Genomic DNA, 18,062 nt, shown 5'->3' on the forward strand with positions numbered 1-18,062 from the left:
TCTCCCCTAGCCGAGCTCTTTGTCCAGCAGCGAGAGCAGCTCGCCCACTGATGCCGAACCGATCCGCTCGGCGACGCCGACCGGTGATCCGTCGCCCGCCATCGAACGGACACGGCCCTGCAGTTCGCCGAGCAAAGTGGAAATGGTGGCCTTGTCCTCGGCCGCGAGCCCGAGGAACGCGTCCTCGAGCCGAGCGCCCAGTGCTTCGATCTCCTTGGTCAGGCGATCGGCCGGCGATTGCCGGTCGCCGGCGGGCTCGGGATGGATGCCCGCGTTCAGGAACCGGGCGAGGCTGCTCGGGTTCGGGTAGTCGAACGCGAGCGTGGCGGACAGCTTCAGGCCGGTCACCGCCGCCAGCTTGTTCCGCAGCTCCAGTGCCATCAGCGAATCGATCCCGAGATCCTTGAACGCCGTGCCGGGACCGACCCGCCCGGTGTCGACGTGGCCGAGGACGATCGCGGTCTGCGCCCGAACGGCGTCGAGCAACATCGCCTCCGCGTCGGCCCGCGGCAGCGACCTGATCCGCTGCGCGATCCCCACGTCGGCGACCTCTCGGCTCCCCGGGCCGCCGGGACGGGCGGACGTGCCGATCAGCGTGCGCAGAAGCGGCGAACCCGCGTGGCCGGCCTGCGGCGCGCCCGGCGCCGGCAGGTTCAGCCGCGCCGGCACCAGCACCGGCTCGTTCCGCGAGATCACCGCGTCGAAGAGCGCGAGCCCCTCGTACGACGACATCGGCTGCACGCCCTGCCGCTGCAGGCGCACGATGTCCGCCGCACCGAGGTCGGCGCCGCCCTCGGTGCGTTCCGCCCAGTACCCCCAGCACAACGAGCCGCCGGCCAGCCCCTCGGCCCGACGGGCTTCCGCCAACCCGTTGAGGAACGCGTTCGCCGCCGCGTAGTTGGCCTGCCCCGCGGTCCCGAGCACGCTCGCGATCGAGGAGAACAGCACGAACGCGGACAGGTCCAGGTGCCGGGTCAGTTCGTGCAGGTACCAGGCGCCGCGCACCTTCGGCGCCAGCACCGTGTCCACACGGTCCTCGGTCAGCGCCTCGACGACACCGTCGTCCAGCACGGCCGCGCAGTGGATCACCGCCGTCAGCGGGTGCTCGTGCGGCACCGCGGCGATCAGCTCGGCGACGGACGCACGGCTCGTGACGTCGCAGGCGAGGATCTCGACGTGCGCGCCCGCCGCGGTCAACTCGTCCCGCAGCCCTGCCGCCGCCGGAGCCGCCGGCCCTCGCCTGCTCGTCAACACCAACCGCCGCACCCCGTGCCGCGCCACCACGTGCCGGGCCAGCATCGCCCCCAGGCCGCCGGTGCCTCCGGTGATCAGCACCGTCCCGGAGCCGAGACCGGGACCGTCCGCCGCCTCGCCGAGGATCCCGCCACCGGCGGACGTGCCCGAAACGTGCGCCAGTCGCGGGGTGCTCACGACGCCGGCTCGGATCTTGAGCTGGGGCTCTGCGGTGGCGGCCGCCGCCGGTACGCCCGCCCACGAATCGGGCCGGTCGTCCGTGTCCACGAGCGTGAACCGGCCCGGGTTCTCGGTCTGCGCGGTGCGCACGAATCCCCAGATCGCGGCCGCCACGGGGTCGGGGCGAAGGACCTGCTCGTCCTGGACCGCCTCCCGCGTCACCACGACCAGGCGCGCGTCGGAGAACCGGTCGTCGGCGAGCCAGGCCTGCGTCCACCTCAGCACCCGGTGGAGGTTCCGCTCGACCGCGGCGGGCGGGTCGCCGACGCCCGTGTCCGCCGGATCGATGCCGACGATCACGACCGGGGGTATCGCCCCACCGGAGGCGGCGAGTTCGTCGAGGTCGGCGAAGACCGGTCCGCCCTGTCCCGGGGACGCGGCCACCCCCTCGGGAGCACCCGGCGCCGCGTACCCGCCCGCGGCCTCCCCGGACGCGACCGGGAGGGGGATCCAGTCCACCCGGAACAGCGAGTCCTGGTGGTCGAAGCCCGACTCGGCCAGCTTCGCGACGTCCACCGGCCGCAGGGTCAGCGACTCGACGCCGCCGATCGGTGCTCCGGTGTGGTCCGCGATGGCCACGGACAACGCGTTCTCGCCCGCGGGCGCGAGCCGGACGCGCAGCACGGTCGGCGCCGCGGAGTTCAGGCGGATCCTCGTCCAGCGGTACGGCAGTCGGCCCTCGGACCCGGAGTCCTCGACGAAGTTCCCCAGGCCGATCGGGAGCAACGCGGCGTGCAGCAGCGCCGGGTGGATCCGGAACGGGCCCGGATCCGCACCCTCGTGCGCGGGCGACTCCACCTCCGCGAACAGGTCGTCGTCACGGCGCCACACCTGCTTCAGCCCGCGGAACAGCGGCCCGTGGTCGAACCCGAGGGCGGACAACCTGGCGTACTCGTCCTCGAAGGGCACCTCGACCGCGCCCGCGGGAGGCCACGCGACCAGGTCGTCCTCCCTCCGGATTCCTCCGGTATCGGACCCGACGACCCCGACGGCATTGCGCGTCCACTCGGGTTCGCCCTCACCGCGTGAGTACACGCTGATCACCCGCTTGCCGTCGACCACGACGCGAATCTCGCGATCGGCCGTACGGGACAACACCAGCGGTGTCTCCAGGGTGAGTTCGTCGACGACGTCGCAGCCCACCTTGCGCGCCGCCCACACCGCCAGCTCCGCCGCCACCGTCCCCGGCACCAGCACGGCCCCGTGGACCACATGGTCGGCGAGCCACGGGTGGCGGCGCAGCGACAGGCGCCCGCTGCCCACCACTCCCCCGCGCTCCCCGTCGTCGGGCAGATCGATCACGGCATCGAGCAGCGGGTGGTCCGACGTGCTCTCGCCGGTCGTCTCGTGGGGGGCGTCCAGCCAGTAGCGCTGTCGCTGGAAGGCGTACGTGGGCAACTCGACCCACCGGCCGTCCGGCCTCGGGAGCGCCGCCTCCCACGACACCGCGGCGCCCGCCACGAAGACCTCGGCCACCGACCGGTACAACCGCGCCGGCCCACCGTCGCCGCGGCGCAGCGAACCCACCACCACCCGGCCGGCACCGGGGGTGCCGTCGAGCATGTCCTGGATGTTGATGGTGAGCAGCGGGTGCGGGCTGACCTCGACGAACGCGCCGTAGTCCTCTTCCAGGAGGCGCCGCATGGCGGCTTCGAACTGCACCGGTTCCCGCATGTTGCGGAACCAGTAGGCCGCGTCCAGCTCCGCGGTGTCGATCGGCCCGCCGGTCACCGTCGAGTAGAACGCCACCGGCGAGGACACCGCCGGGATCCGGCCCAGTCCCTCCCGCAGCGGGTCCGCGAAGCGGTCCATCATCGCCGAGTGTCCGGGAACGCTCGCCGGGATCCAGCGCGCGCGAATGCCCTCGGACTCGCAGAGCGCGACCAACTCCCGGACCGCCGAGGCCTCGCCCGAGACGGTCGTCGAGTACGGTCCGTTGATCCCGGCGATCGCGACCCGGGACTGCCACGGCCGCAGCAGCTCCTGCACCCGGTCCCGGGGCGCCACGATCCCGGCCATGCCGCCGTCCTGGCTGGCCGTGGCCAGCAGTCGGGACCGTACGGCCACGATCTTGGCCGCGTCCCGCAGGGTCAGGGCTCCCGCGACGCAGGCCGCGGCGATCTCGCCCTGGGAGTGGCCGATCACCGCGTCCGGTGTCACCCCCAGCGAACGCCACACCCGCGCCAGCGACACCATCACCGCGAACAGCACCGGCTGGACGACATCGGCGCGATCCAGGTCCGCCGCCTCCGGTCCCCCGCACACGGTGTCGATCAACGACCAGGACACCCACGGCTCCAGCGCTTGCGCGCACTCGCGGATCTGCTCGGCGAAGACCGGGCTCGACTCCCACAACTCCCGCCCCATCGCCGGCCACTGCGACCCCTGGCCCGGGAAGACGAACACCGTCCTGCCCAACGGCTTCGCGACGCCGGTGACCACACCGGCGGGATTCCTGGCCCCTTCGGCCACGGCGGCCAGGCCGGCGAGCAGTTCGTCCCGGTCCGCTCCGATCACCACCTGGCGGTGCTCGAACAGGGATCGCGTCGCCACCAGCGCGGAACCCACCTCCGCGATGGGCAGGTCCGGGTCCGCGACCACGCTGTCCCGCAGCCGCAGTGCCTGCTCCCGCAGGGCCTCCTTCGATCGCGCCGACAGTACCCACGGCACGGCGCCGGAGAGACCGCCGGCGCAAACCGTGGCCGAAGGAACCGGGGCCTCGTCCGGCTCGGATGCCTCGGGTGCCTCGGGGGCTTCGGGTGCCTCTTCGAGGATGACGTGCGCGTTCGTGCCGCTGACCCCGAAGGACGACACACCCGCGCGCCGCGGCCGCCCCGGTGCACCGGCCCACTCCCGCGCCTCGGTCAGCAGTTCCACCGCCCCGGCCGACCAGTCGACGTGCGGGGTCGGGCGTGCCGCGTGCAACGTCCTGGGCAGCACCCCGTGGCGCATCGCCATGATCATCTTGATCATGCCGCCGACGCCCGCCGCGGCCTGTGTGTGGCCGATGTTCGACTTCAGCGAGCCCAGCCACAGCGGGCTGCCGGCGTCCCGACCCTGCCCGTACGTGGCCAGCAACGCCTCCGCCTCGATCGGGTCACCCAGCTTCGTGCCCGTGCCGTGCGCCTCCACCGCGTCCACGTCGCCGAGCGACAGCCCGGCATCGGTCACGGCCGCTCGGATCACCCGCCGCTGCGCCAGTTCACTCGGCGCGGTCAAACCGTTGGAGGCTCCGTCCTGATTGATCGCCGAGCCCCGGACCACTGCCAGGATCCGACGGCCGTTGCGCCGCGCGTCCGACAACCGCTCCAGCACCAGCACGCCCGCGCCCTCGCCCCAGCCGGTTCCGTCGGCCGCGTCCGAGAACGACTTGCAGCGACCGTCGGGCGACAGACCCCGCTGCCGGGCGGCCTCCACGAACATCCCCGGTGTCGGCAACACCGACACCCCACCGGCCAGCGCCAACGCGCACTCCCCGGAACGCAGGGACCGCACGGCCTGGTGCACGGCGACCAGCGACGACGAGCACGCGGTGTCCACCGACAGCGCGGGACCCTCCAGGCCCAACACGTACGCCACCCGGCCCGAGGCCACGCTGGTGTAGGTCCCCGCGATCGTGAAGCCCTCCACCTCGCCGGCCGCCCCGCTGCCCATGCGCGGGCCGTAGTCGACCGCGTAGATCCCGGTGAACACCCCGGTCGCCGAACCCCGCAGCCCGGCCGGGTCGATGCCCGCCCGTTCCAGCGCCTCCCACGACGTCTCCAGCACCAAGCGCTGCTGGGGGTCCATCGCCAGCGCCTCTCGCGGGCTGATGCCGAAGAACGGCGCGTCGAACTCCGCCAGATCGCGCAGGAATCCGCCCGTGCGCGTGTACGTCTTCCCGTGCGCCTCGGGATCCGGGTCGTAGAGCGCCTCCAGGTCCCATCCGCGATCCGACGGGAAGTCGCCCATCGCGTCCACACCGCCGGACACCACGTCCCACAGCCCTTCGGGGGAGTTCACCCCACCCGGGAAGCGACACCCCACACCCACGACCGCGACGGGCTCGCGAGCGGACTCCTCCAACTCACGCACCCGCTCGCGCAGAACCTGCGCATCGCCGACCGCGCGTCGCAGGTAGGACCGGAGCTTGTCGACATCCTCCACCAGGAACTCCCCCAACGGTTACCAAAACGAACAGGCGGTGCTACACGGGTGCTACACGTATCCGCGGTCGATCAATTCGTACAATTCGTCATCACTGCGACTCTCGGCGTCGGTTCGACTCTCGGCATCGCCGCGGCTCTCCGCGTCGCCGGCGCCTCCCGAACGCGTTTCCCGCACCGCCGGCGTCGCGTCGGGCGCCTTCGGCTCGAGGAGCGAGAAGATGTGCCGACCGAGCGCCTGGGGAGTGGGGTAGGTGAACGCGACGGTGGCCGAGAGCCGGACACCGGCCGCCGCGCTGAGCCGGTTGCGCAGCCGCACCGCCATCGACGATTCGAAACCCAGGTCCTTGAAGGTCTCGGTCGACCTCGCCGCGAGATCGGCGCCCGTCAGATCCGGGTCCTTCGCGCTCAGCGCGGCCGCCGTTTCGGCGCACACGAGCGTCAGGATCGATGCTTGCGAAGCCGATTCCGCTGTCCCGGCGTCGCCGGGGGCGGGCCGTTGCACGCTCGCCCGCGCAGAGCGGTCCGGGTCCGTGGTGCCGCCGTCCTCGGGTGCCGTCAGCCAGTACCGCTGCCGCCGGAACGCGTACGTCGGCAGGTCGATCCGGCGCGGCCGGTCCGCGGCGAACACCGCCTCCCAGTTCACCGGCACACCACGCACGTACAATTCGGCCAGCGACGCCAGGACCCTGCCCGCGCTCCCGTCGTCCCTGTGCAGGGTGCCCGCCACCACCGGCGAGGCGGCCAGCGCGTCGGCGGTCTCCTCCATCGCCACCTCGAGCACCGGATGCGGACTGACCTCCACGAACACCCCACCGCGGTCCCGCATCAGGCGCTCGACGACCTCGCCGAAACGCACCGTCGAGCGCAGGTTGTCGTACCAGTACGCGCCGTCGAGCGCGTGCGTGTCGAGCCGTCCTCCGGTGACCGTGGAGTGGAACTCGACCACCGATCCCGTCGGCGAAAGACCCGAGGTGGCCGCGAGCAGACGTGCACGGATGCGTTCGACGTGGTGGGAGTGCGACGCGTAGTCCACCTTGACCCGGCGCACCCGGACCCCGTCCTCGGCCGCCATCGCGGCGAATTCGTCCAGCGCCTCGTCGTCTCCGGAGATCACCACCGACGTCGGCCCGTTGACCGCTGCCGTGGACAGCCGCCCGGACCACCGCGACAACCGGTCCCCAACCCATTCGGGGGAGGCGGCCACCGCACTCATCCCGCCCGAGCCGGCCAGTTCGGTCAATGCCCGGCTGCGTACGGCAACCACCCGCGCCGCGTCCTCGAGCGAGAGCGCGCCCGCCACACACGCCGCGGCGATCTCGCCCTGCGAGTGCCCCACCACCACGTCCGGGACCACCCCCAGCGAGCGCCACACCCGCGCCAACGACACCATCACCGCGAACAACACCGGCTGAACCACCTCCAGCCGGTCCAGCGAGGCGGCCGACCGGGCACCGGTCATCACATCCGGCAGCGACCAGTCCACCCACGGCTCCAGCGCCCGCGCGCACTCGTCGATCCCGCGCGCGAAGACCTGCGACTCCGCGTACAACTGCCGCCCCATGCCCACCCATTGGGATCCCTGACCGGGGAACACGAAGACGACCGGGCCCACCGGCCCCGCGACCACCCCGCGCACCACCCGCGCCGAATCACCGCCCGCCGCCACCAGGTCGAGACCGGCCGTTGCCTCCGCACGCCCGCCGCCGAGCACCACCGCCCGGTGCTCGAACGACGACCGCGTCGACACCAGCGAATACCCCACGTCGGCCACCGACAGCGACGCGTCCGCGGCCACGAACTCCCGTAAACGTTCCGCCTGTTCGCGCAACGCCGGCGCCGACCGCGCCGACAGCGCCCACGGCCGCGCCCCGGAGGCGTCCACGGCAGCGGGGCCCGCACCCGCGGCACCGGGGCCGGTCCGCGCCTCGGGCGCCTGCTCGATGATCACGTGCGCGTTCGTGCCACCCATCCCGAACGCCGACACCCCTGCCCGCCGCGGCCGATCCGGCGTGCCCGGCCAGGGCCGCGGGGCACGCAGGACCTCGAAGTCCTCCTGGAAGTCCGCGATGGCGGGGTTCGGGGAGCGGAAGTTCAGGTTCGGAACCAGGTGCGCACGATCCACGCACAGCACCGCCTTCACGAAGCCGACGATTCCCGCGGCCGGCTCCAGGTGCCCGACGTTCGTCTTCACCGAGCCGATCACCAGGGGGCGGCTGCGGCCGGTTTCCCGGAACACCTCGCGCAGACCGGAGATCTCGGCCGGATCGCCGACTCGTGTCCCGGTGCCGTGGGCCTCGACGTAGTCGACGGTGTCGAACGCGACACCGGAGCGTTCGAGGGCGGAGAGCACGGTTGCCGCCTGCGCGCCGGGGCTGGGATCCGGCATCCGCGAGGACGCGCCGCCGCTGCCGACGCTCCAGCCGCGCACCACCGCGTGGATGCGATCGCCGTCGGCGACGGCGAGGTCGAGCCGTTTCAGCACGACGAACGCCCCGCCCTCGCCTCGGACGAACCCACAGGCCCGTTCGTCGAAGGTGAAGCAGCGGCCTTCGGGCGACAGGGCGCCCAGATTCGCCAGGCCGAGTCCCGCTTCCGGGTCGGCGATCAGGTGCACGCCGCCCGCGATCGCCATGTCGACCGCGCCGCTGCGGATCCGGTCGCACGCCAGCGCCAACGACACGAGGGAGGAGGACTGGCCCGAGTCCGCGCAGAAACTCATGCCGCGGACGTCGAACAGGCTCGAGATCCGGTTCGCGATCAACGCGCCGCTCGAACCGAGCGCGGCGTAGTGGTCGTCCCGGTCGCTGCCGGCCGACTTGCGCAGCAACTCGTACCCGGAGGGCGCGGCGCCGACCACGACATCGACCTCGCGGCCCGCGAGTGCGCTCGCCGGAACCCGGGCGTCTTCGACGGCCTCCCAGGCCAGTTCCAACCCCAGCCGCTGCACGGGGTCCATCGCGGTCGCCTCGGCCGCGCCCGTGCCGAAGAACGCCGCGTCGAACCCGTCGATGGCGTCGAAGAACGAACCCGAGTTCAAGGTCGCGGCGTCCGGGTGGGACGGGTGCTTCGCGTCGACGGCCCGCTGCTCGGGAAACGTGCCGACGGTCGACGTGCCGTCGACCAACAGGCGCCAGAACTCCCCCGGGTTGTGCACACCGGGGAAGCGGCACGACATACCGATGACGGCGATATCGGTGGCTGCGCCACTCATCCGAATCCCTTCCGATTCCCTCGGCGCACCGCTCCTGCGGGCCGCACTGCCTTCAGCGCCAGGAGGTCAACAGCTTCAGCAGCTCGTCCGGCGCGTTCATGAAGTCGTGGTGGCCGCCGTCGACGACCCGGATGTCGACCGAATCCGAGTACCGACGCCACCCCTCGAGCCGGTCGAGGCTCACGTCGGGGTCGTCCCGCCAGTGCAGTACGACAATGGGGCATCGCACCGTGACCGGCTCCGCCCGCCGATACGCGCGCGCGGCGGCGTGGTCGCGAAGCAGCACGGCCAGGCCCATCTCGATCATGTCCGGCCGCGGCTGGATACCCCGGCCGCGGACGAACGACTCGACCTCGGCGCGCAGCTCGGACTCGGTCATGGTGAGCATGCGATCGCCCGCGGCGTCGTGCGGTGCGGGCTGACCCGATACGAAGAGGCACTCCGGTCCCGGCAGGCCCGTTTCGGCCAGCCCGACCACGGTCTCGAACGCGGGCAGCGCGCCCGCGCAGTGCCCGAAGAACGCGAACGGCCGGTCGAGCCGCGGCTTCAGGGATTCGACCAGGCCGGCGGCGAGGTTCTCGTAGGTGCCGTAGTGCGGTTCGGCCAACCGGTTCTCCCGGCCGGGGAACTGCACCGGGCAGACCTCGACGTCGTCGATGGCTGCCGGCCAGGCGCTGAAGGCGGAGGCGCCGGACCCGGAGTAGGGGTAACAGAAGATCCGGGCGGGGTGATCGCCGGTCTGTGGCCGGACGAACCACGGTGACGTGGCGGCGGTGGAGCCGGGGGTCATGGCGTCATTCGTTTCTGGGCGACGATGGGGAGGTGGGTCATCCCGGCGATGAAGTACGACCGCAGGTGTTGCGGTTCGCCGTCGAGTTCGATCGATCCGAATCGCTGGAGCAACTCCTCGAAGAAAATCCGCAGGGTCTGCCGGGCCAGCGGGCCACCGATGCAGTAGTGCGGCCCGAACCCGAACGCGACATGGCGGTTCTCCCGCCGCGTGACGTCGAATCGGTGCGGATCGGTGAACTGGGACTCGTCCCGGTTGGCGGAGCCGATCCACGCGACGACCGCGCCGCGGGCCGGGATCGTGCCCCCGCCGATCTCGACGTCGTCCACCGCGTACCGCATGAAGTTGCACGCGGCCGACGTCCAGCGCAGCCCCTCCTCGACCAGGGACGGGACCAGCGACGGGTCCGCCTGCACCTTCGCGAACTGCTCGGGCCGCTCGACGAGCGCGAGCACCGTGCCCGAGACGGTGTGCGGCGTCGTCACGTTGGCACCCAGGAGCAGGCTGTAGCCGTCGAGGGCGATCTCCTCGTCGGTCAGCAGCGCGTCTCCCGCCCGCACGCTCATCAGGTGGTCGAGCAGGCTCCCGTCCTCGTCTCCGGCCGATCGCCGCCGTTTGACCCACTGCGTGACGTAGGTGACGAGTTCGTGGTGCGAGATGGCCAGCGTCGCGGCTTCGCTGCCGTGCTTGAAGTGCGGGTCCGAGGGGGCCGTCACCATGGCGGTCAGTTGTACGAGCTCGTCCCAGTCCCGCTCCGGGATCCCCATCAGCGGGCCCGCGACGATCATCGGGAGGCGGTGCGCCTTCTCGGCCAGGTCGAAGGTGTCGCCGTCGAGCGCCGGTTCCAGGAAGCGCACGATCGACTGCCGGATCCGGTCCTGCCAGGACGCCACCGCCCGCGCGGTGAGCTTGGCGCCGATCGCCCTGCGGACCTGGGTGTGCCGGGGCGGGTCGGTGGACGTCATCAGCTTTCCCGCCGCGACGTCGTCCTCCCCGAGATGGGTCACCACCGTGCCGCGCTCCGAGGTGAACTCCCGGTGGTCGCCGAGCACGCGGCAGACGTCCTCATAGCGGGTCACCGACCAGAACTCGCGTCCGTCCGGGAGGACTTGGTGGTGCAGGGGCGCTTTCGCCCGCATCGCGTCCCAGATCGGGTGCGGATCGCCCGAGGTGTACAGGTCCAGGTCGAACAGGTCGACGCGGTCGAGGTCGATCTCGCGCCCGTCACCCGGAGTCAACCTCACGTCCGTACCCTCCCCTGCTCGATCAGTTCGGCGACCCGGGTCGGGGTCTGCGCCAGGTAGAAGGCGCGCACGGACAGGTCGACGCCGTAGTCCTGGGACACCCGGTCGATGATCTTGATCCCGATGAGCGAATTCCCGCCGATCGCGAAGAAGTCGTCCTCCGCGTCGACTTCGCGACCGTCGAGGTATTCCCCCCACAGCGCCGAGATCTCCCGCACGAGTGCCGTCGGCGCACTCGACGGCGCGGCTCGTCCTTCCGACTCCTCGTCCTGCCCGTCCTGTTCGTGAACGCGCGGCCACGATTCCATTGCCAGCCTCTCCTTCCTCCGCCGAACGGGAGGGCGTGCCCGCCCACGCCATTGCCGGCCGCATTTCGCTGTCCCACCGGCGAGACAAATCTTTGGATGGCCGAAAGCGAGTATTCCGTGATTCCCATCCCGTGGCCGCGATGCCGCGGAGCCCGAGGTGAAAAGCAGTCGTGACGGACTGCCGCTCGAAGAGCGTGACGGCGAACGGCCGTCGGGGGCGAACTCGCGACGCCAACATAAATGGCCGGGGAAACCCGGTGCAAGGGACGACGGTACGCACGCCCTCGCGGGCGTCGATGTCCCGCCGACGGGACAGTAATACCCGGGAAACATTGACTCCGGCGGTGCGGGCCATTCCTTATCGCCGAGAAATCCATTCCGGAATTCTCGACGCCGCATTGCGCCGGTCTCGATGGATCGGGGTCACGCACGCTTCTTGAACGTGGCGACCGCCCACACGTACCCGATGAGGGCGAGCCCGACGCACCAGGCGACGGCCGCCATCGCGTCGCCACCGGACGGATCGCCCTTCAGCAGCCCGCGGAGCGTCTCGATGATCGGAGTGAAGGGCTGATACTCCGCGAACTGCCGCGCGCCCGCCCCCATCGAGTCCGCCGGCACGAACGCACTGCTCAGGAACGGCAGCATGATCAACGGTACGGTGGCCAGGCCCGCCGACTCCGCGGTCTTCGCGGCCAACCCCACCGCGACCGTGAGCCAGCTGGCCGCGAAGGTGAGCAGCACGACGAGACCGAGCACGCCGAGCCAGTCGAGGGCGCTCGCTTCCGGGTCGAACCCCATCGCGAAGGCCACCCCGACGATGGCCACGTCGGCCACCAGACAGCGCACCGCGGTGACGAAGACATGCCCGGTCAGCACGGCACCGCGGGAGACGTCCATGGCCTTGAACCGGTTGATGATGCCCCTGGTCATGTCGTCGTTCACGGCCGTCGCGGTGGACCCCAACCCGTAGCTGACGGCCATCACGAGCAGACCCGGGGTCGCGTAGTCGATGTAGTCCTCGCCGACGCTGAACGCGCCACCGAGCACCTTGACGAACATGACCATGACCACGATCGGGAACAGGACCGCGTTGAACACCACGAGGGGGTTCCGCACGGAGTGCTTGAGGTTGCGGCGCAACATGATCACCGAGTCGGTCCACGCCGTCGAGACACTGCTCACTGGGCGATCGCCTCCGCGCTGGTGCGCCCGGTCAGGGCGAGAAAGACGTCGTCGAGGTCCGGTGTGTGCACGGAGAACTCCAGGGCGTTGATCGTGTGTTCGTCGAGCCGGTCCAGCAGGGCACGCAGCGACTTCGAGGCACCGTCGCTGGGCACCCGCAGGGTCAGCTCCTGGTCGTCCCTGGTGGCGCCGGCCAGGATCCGCGCCGCCGCGTCGAGTTCGTCGCGATCGGCGAACCGGAGCCGGACGTGGGTACCGGGAACCTGGCGCTTGAGCTCCGCGGGAGTTCCTTCGGCGACCAGCACGCCCCGGTCGAGCACCGCGATCCGGTCGGCGAGTTGGTCGGCTTCCTCGAGGTATTGGGTGGTGAGGAAGATGGTGGTGCCGGCGGCCACCAACTCGCGGACGATCGCCCACATCGTGCGCCTGCTGCGCGGGTCCAGCCCCGTTGTGGGCTCGTCCAGGAAGATGATCCGCGGGTTGCCGACCAGCGTCATCGCCAGGTCCAGCTTCCGGGACATCCCGCCGGAGTAGGTCGATGCCCGCTCGTCGGCCGACCCCGCCAGATCGAACCGCTCCAGCAGCCGCGTGACCACCCGGTCCCCGGAGGGCACCCGCTTCAGGTCCGCCATCAGCCGGAGGTTCTCCCGGCCCGACAGCAGTTCGTCCACCGCGGCGAACTGACCGGTCACGCCGATGGCCGCGCGCACCTTCCGGATCGCGCTCGCCACGTCGTGCCCGGCGACGCGCACCGTCCCGGCGTCGGCTTTCGACAACGTCGCCAGGATGTTCACCGTCGTCGTCTTGCCCGCCCCGTTCGGGCCGAGCATGGAGAAGACCGATCCCTCGGCAACCTCGAAGTCGATGCCGTCGAGCACGACCTTGTCACCAAATGCCTTGCGCAGCCCGGAAACTGCGATAGCCGTACTCGTCATGCGCCCACCGTCTCCACCGATCCCGACACCGACCCGTCACACCCCTGCCCGGCCTGTCGGCACCTCGCCGCCGGTCGGAGCACCGCACAACCCGCAGGCGAACACCCGGCACCGGGCTAGCGACCGCGGGCGGATTCCGCCTCGATCAGGTCCAGCACCTCCCGCGCGCGATCGACCAGGTACATGTGATCGCCCGGGAACTCCGCGTAGTCGAAGGATTCCGTGGTCGCCTTCCGCCACTCTCGACCCTGCTCCGCGGTGACCAGGCCGTCCGAGTCGCCGCGAATCGAGCAGATCGGCACCGACACCGGTTCGTCGGTGCTCGGGACGTAGTTCTCGTGCATTTCGCAGTCGGCCTGCAACACCGGGAGGATCAGTTCCCGCATCTCCGGGTGATCGAGAGCCTCGTGCCGGAACCCGGCGAACTCCTCGACCCGGGCCAGGAACTCCTCGTCCGGAAGCCCGGTCGCCCGCCTCTCCCGCTGCGTCCACGGCCCCGGCGAACCGCTGACGACCAGCCGCTCCACGCGCACACCGCGCGCGCTCAGCAAGGGCACCAGTTCGTACGCGAGCACCGCGCCCAGGCTGTGCCCGAACAGCACGGTCCGGGTGCCTTCGCCGAGGTCCGCGACGATGTCGTCGACCGAGTTCTCGGCCGCCTCGACGACATTGCGGTACGGCGTCTCCAGAATCCGCCGCTCCCTGCCGGGCAGCTCGACCGAGACCACGCGCCACCGGTCGGCGGACAGCACCCGCCACGGGTGGAAGAACGAAGGCCCTGCTCCCGCGAACGGCACGCACAGCAGCGCGGTCCGGTCCCGGTCTTCCGCGGACATGCCGGGTTCCGTCACCCCGACCAACCCCAATCACGCATTCGATGGTTCGTTGAACCGGCTCCGGGAGATCGCTGCCCGGTCATTTCGCCAGCTTGCGGACGATGACCTCCATGACCTCGGCCACGGGGGCGGGCATGTTCATTTCGTGGTGCGTGGCACGCACATCGTGCACTTCGATGTCACCGAGGATGTACGGCCGCCACAGGTGCGCGTACAAGTCGTCCTTGAGCGTCGCACTGAAGAACAGCACATCGCCGCGGTAGACCGGCGATTCGAATTCCATGATGTGGGACGTGTTGTTGGCCAGGACCTTCGACATGGTGTCCAGGAAGTCCTGTCGATTGTCGGTGCCGACGTACTGGCCGAAGAATTCCTCGAGTTCCGCCCGGTAGTCCGACAGCGTCTTGCCGGCGTGGATCTCGGTGAACCCGTGCCCTCCCGGCTGGGAGTCCAGGACGGCCGCGAGGGCGACCTCGTGCCCGCGCCGGTCGAGGCCCGCCGCGACCGCCGGCACCAGGGTGCCGCCGTAGGACCAGCCGATGAGGTGAAATGGCCCTTCCGGCTGGATCTTCAGCATCTCGGCGATGTAGTCGTCGACCATCTCCTCCACGGACCCCGCGAGCTTGTCCACGCCGTCGGAGCCGCGGGACTGCAGGGCGTACGCCGGCCGGTCCCGCACGTGCGTCACGAAGCTGAAGTACGCCCAGCCCAGCCCGCCTCCCCCGTGGAAGAACCACAGGGGTTCCTTCCCCGTACCGGGATCGGTGTTCAACGGCAGCACGACCGCGAACGGGTCGGCGCTGTCCATCGGAATGCCGCCGATGAGCACCAGCGAGGCCAACTCGGCCACGGTGGGGTACTTGATGATCGTCCTGAGCGGTATGTCGACGTCGAAGTCCTTGCGGATGCGGACGCTGAGTCGGGTGGCCAGGAGCGAGTGCCCGCCGAGCGCGAAGAAGTCGTCGTTGATCCCGATCCCCTCCCGGCCGAGCAACTCGGCGAAGAGGGCGCACAACTTCTCTTCGTTGGCGTCCCGCGGCCCTTGGCCGGCCGCGGTGTCGGTGTGCTCCTCCGGCAGTGCCCGTCGGTCGAGCTTCCCGTTCGCCGTCAGCGGTATCTCCGCCAGCGCGATCACCGCGGACGGCACCATGTAGTCCGGGAGACGCTCACGCAAATACTCGGTCAGCTCGGCGAGCAGCGGACCGGTGGACGTGTCGTCGAGGATCCGGCGCTCCCGGTCCGCCCGCACATCGGCGTCGGCCGCCGCGGCTGCGGGCACCACATAGCCCACGATGCGCTTGTCGCCGTCCTGGTTCGCGCGCACCACGACCGCCGCCTGGGCCACCCCGGGATGCCCGGCCAGCACATGCTCGACCTCACCCAGCTCGATCCGGAACCCCCGGATCTTCACCTGGAGATCGGTGCGCGCGATGTACTCGAGCTGACCGTTGCGGTTCCACCGCGCCAGGTCCCCGGTGCGGTACATCCGCGCGCCGGCGGGGCCGAACGGGCAGGGCAGGAACCGCTCCGCGGTCAGGTCCGGCCGGCCCTGGTACCCGCGGGCCATCCCGGCCCCGGCGATGAACAGTTCACCCTGCACCCCGCGCGGAACCGGGCACAACCGCGCGTCGAGCAGGTACACCCGGGTGTTCCCGACCGGCGACCCGATCGCCACACCCGCCCCGGCCTTCACCGGTGCCATGGTCGACCACGTCGTCGTCTCGGTCGGGCCGTACCAGTTGCCCACTTCGGCGGCCTGATCCGCGAGCGTCTCGGCCAGCCGCACCGGCACCGCCTCCGCACCGGTGATGATCCGCAGACCCTTCGCGGCCTGCGGCTCGTGCGTCAGCAACATCTGCCAGAACGCGGGCGTGGCCTGCACCACGGTGACCCCGTGCCGGCGGATGAAGGCCACCACGGCCGACGGATCGGTGACGGTGTCCTTCCCGGCCATCACCATGGTCGCGCCGGAGACGAACGGGAGGTACAGCTCGGTGTTCGCCATGTCGAACGACACCGTCGTGCTGAACAACATGCGATCCGCGGCCGACAACGGGAACCGCCGCTGCGTCGTGGCCACGAAGTTCGCCACCGCGCCGCGCGGGATCGCCACGCCCTTCGGGGCGCCCGTCGACCCCGACGTGTAGATCACGTACTGGGTGTTCTCCGGCCGCGCGATCACATCGGGCGCCGAGTCCGGATAGCCGGTGCAGTCCGCGCCGGCCAGCATGTCGGCATCGAGCACCAGCAACGGATCCGCCTGCTCGAGGACATCGTCGATCCGCGAACGCGGGTGGTCCGGATCCACCGGGACATAGGCTCCGCCGGCCTTCAGCACCGCCAGCAGCGCGACGATCAGGTTCACCGTCCGGGGCAGGCACACCGCGACCAGCGACTCGGCCCGCACACCGCGCTCGACCAACCAGTGCGCCAACCTGTTCGAGCGCGCGTCCAACTCCCGGTAGGTGAGCGACTCCTCCTCGGCGATCACGGCAAGTGCCGTCGGTGTCGCCTCCACCTGCCTGCGCACCGCCGCGATCAGCCCCTGCTCCAAGGTCGGCTCGGCGGTGTCGTTCACCTCCACCAACAGCCGCTCCCGCTCCCCCGCCTCGAGCACGTCGACGTCGCCGACGCACACGGCCGGGTCGGCGGCCACCTGTTCCAGGACACGCGTGAACCGGGCGGCCATGGCCTCGACCGTGTCCCGGTCGAACAGCTGGGCCCCGTACTGGATGTCGCCGTGCAGCGTCCCCGATTCGTCCATGGTCATGCTGAAGTACAGGTCGACCATGGTCTTCGAGGTCAGGGCCTGCTGGAACTCCACATCCAGTCCCGGAAGTCCCAGGGTCGGCCGCTCGTAGTTCTGCCAGCCGCACATCACCTGGAACAGCGGCCGATACGCCGCGTTGCGGTCCGGGTTGAGCGTCTCGACCAGCACGTCGAACGGCAGGTCCTGGTGCTCGTAGGCCGCCAGCGCCTTGTTCCGCACCCGGGTGAGCAGGTCGGCGAACGACGGGTCACCGGAGAGGTCCACCCGCAGCACCAGGTTGTTGACGAAGCACCCGATCAATTCACCCAGCGCTTCGTCGGTTCGGCCGGCGATCGGGGTGGCGATGGGCACGTCGTCGCCGCCGCCGAGCTTGCTCAGCAGCACGGCCAGCGCGGCCTGCAGAACCATCGACATGGTCGTCCCGCGCTCGGCGGCCAGCTTCTCCAGCCCGGCCGCCACCTCCGGTTTCAGCGCGAAGCCCACCGCGTCGCCCTGCGTGCTCACCTCCACCGACCGCGGGCGGTCCAGCGGCAGGTTCAGCGGCTGCGGCGCGCCGGCCAACTCCTCGCGCCAGTACTCGATCTGCGCCGCGGCGAGACTGTCCGGGTCGGCCACGTCGCCGAGCACCTCGCGCTGCCACAGCGTGTAGTCCTTGTACTGCACGGGCAGCGGCTCCCACTCCGGCGCCCGACCGTCCAGGCGGGCGGTGTACGCCGCGGCCAGGTCCCGGGCCAGCGGCGCACCGGAGCTGCCGTCCGTGGCGATGTGGTGGATCACCATCACCAGCACGTGCTCTTCTGCCGAGCAGCGGAACAGGTTTGCCCGAATCGGGATTTCGGTCGCCAGGTCGAACCCGTGCGCGACGGCCTCGTCGACCGCGCCGGACACCTCCTCGGGCGCCACCTCGACCACCGGCAGCCCCAGCTGTGCCAGCGCCTGCGCCACCGGCAGGATCCGCTGATGGGGCTCACCGTCGTCGTCGGTGACGTACGTGGTACGCAGGATCTCGTGCCGGTCGACCACGTCGTGGATCGCCGCGACGAGGGCAGCCTGGTCCAGCGACCCGGTCAGCCGGAACGCCGCCGACATGTTCCAGGTCTCCCCGCCCTCCAGTTGGTGCAGAAACCAGTAGCGACGTTGTCCGAACGACAACGGAATCATT

8 protein-coding genes and 1 pseudogene are annotated in these 18,062 nt (G+C 70.9%); all 9 read right to left on the bottom strand.

Going from position 1 to position 18,062, the window contains the following annotated elements; genetic code table 11:
• Positions 1 to 6: 6 nt before the first annotated feature.
• Positions 7 to 5,607: pseudogene (locus OG948_RS03160) on the bottom strand (SDR family NAD(P)-dependent oxidoreductase); the annotation flags it as partial.
• Positions 5,608 to 5,670: 63 nt separating this feature from the next.
• The gene (locus tag OG948_RS03165) at positions 5,671 to 8,832 is read right to left on the bottom strand and encodes a type I polyketide synthase (RefSeq protein ID WP_406293638.1); all 3,162 of its coding nucleotides are present in this window, start codon (positions 8,830 to 8,832) and stop codon (positions 5,671 to 5,673) included.
• Positions 8,833 to 8,884: 52 nt separating this feature from the next.
• Complete coding sequence (locus tag OG948_RS03170) at positions 8,885 to 9,622, bottom strand: thioesterase II family protein (RefSeq protein ID WP_406293639.1); 738 nt, start codon at positions 9,620 to 9,622, stop codon at positions 8,885 to 8,887.
• Positions 9,619 to 10,866, bottom strand: a complete 1,248-nt coding sequence (locus tag OG948_RS03175; RefSeq protein WP_406293640.1) for a cytochrome P450 — start codon at positions 10,864 to 10,866, stop codon at positions 9,619 to 9,621. Before OG948_RS03175 ends, OG948_RS03170 begins: the two co-directional genes overlap by 4 nt.
• Positions 10,863 to 11,174, bottom strand: a complete 312-nt coding sequence (locus tag OG948_RS03180; RefSeq protein WP_406293642.1) for a phosphopantetheine-binding protein — start codon at positions 11,172 to 11,174, stop codon at positions 10,863 to 10,865. Before OG948_RS03180 ends, OG948_RS03175 begins: the two co-directional genes overlap by 4 nt.
• 423 nt (positions 11,175 to 11,597) lie before the next feature.
• Entirely contained in the window at positions 11,598 to 12,359 is a 762-nt protein-coding gene (locus tag OG948_RS03185; protein WP_406293644.1) for an ABC transporter permease, read from the bottom strand.
• Entirely contained in the window at positions 12,356 to 13,294 is a 939-nt protein-coding gene (locus OG948_RS03190; RefSeq protein ID WP_406293646.1) for an ATP-binding cassette domain-containing protein, read from the bottom strand. The genes OG948_RS03185 and OG948_RS03190 overlap by 4 nt, the downstream gene beginning before the upstream one ends.
• 116 nt (positions 13,295 to 13,410) lie before the next feature.
• Positions 13,411 to 14,130 carry a thioesterase II family protein gene (locus OG948_RS03195; RefSeq protein WP_406293648.1) on the bottom strand — a complete coding sequence of 240 codons (720 nt, stop codon included), beginning with the start codon at positions 14,128 to 14,130 and terminating at the stop codon, positions 13,411 to 13,413.
• Between the two features lie 79 nt (positions 14,131 to 14,209).
• Positions 14,210 to 18,061, bottom strand: coding sequence for a non-ribosomal peptide synthetase (locus OG948_RS03200; protein ID WP_406293650.1), 3,852 nt, complete (start codon positions 18,059 to 18,061; stop codon positions 14,210 to 14,212).
• Between the last annotated feature and the right edge of the window lies 1 nt (position 18,062).

Origin of the sequence: Embleya sp. NBC_00888, assembly GCF_045207655.1 — a bacterium.
Taxonomy (GTDB): Bacteria; Actinomycetota; Actinomycetes; order Streptomycetales; family Streptomycetaceae; genus Embleya.

What these genes read in the sequence shown, in the direction of transcription:
- OG948_RS03165 (WP_406293638.1), bottom strand. Translation starts at nt 8,832, where the DNA reads ATGAGTGGCGCAGCCACCGATATCGCCGTCATCGGTATGTCGTGCCGC.
- OG948_RS03170 (WP_406293639.1), bottom strand. Translation starts at nt 9,622, where the DNA reads ATGACCCCCGGCTCCACCGCCGCCACGTCACCGTGGTTCGTCCGGCCA.
- OG948_RS03180 (WP_406293642.1), bottom strand. Translation starts at nt 11,174, where the DNA reads ATGGAATCGTGGCCGCGCGTTCACGAACAGGACGGGCAGGACGAGGAG.
- OG948_RS03190 (WP_406293646.1), bottom strand. Translation starts at nt 13,294, where the DNA reads ATGACGAGTACGGCTATCGCAGTTTCCGGGCTGCGCAAGGCATTTGGT.
- OG948_RS03195 (WP_406293648.1), bottom strand. Translation starts at nt 14,130, where the DNA reads ATGTCCGCGGAAGACCGGGACCGGACCGCGCTGCTGTGCGTGCCGTTC.
- OG948_RS03200 (WP_406293650.1), bottom strand. Translation starts at nt 18,061, where the DNA reads ATGATTCCGTTGTCGTTCGGACAACGTCGCTACTGGTTTCTGCACCAA.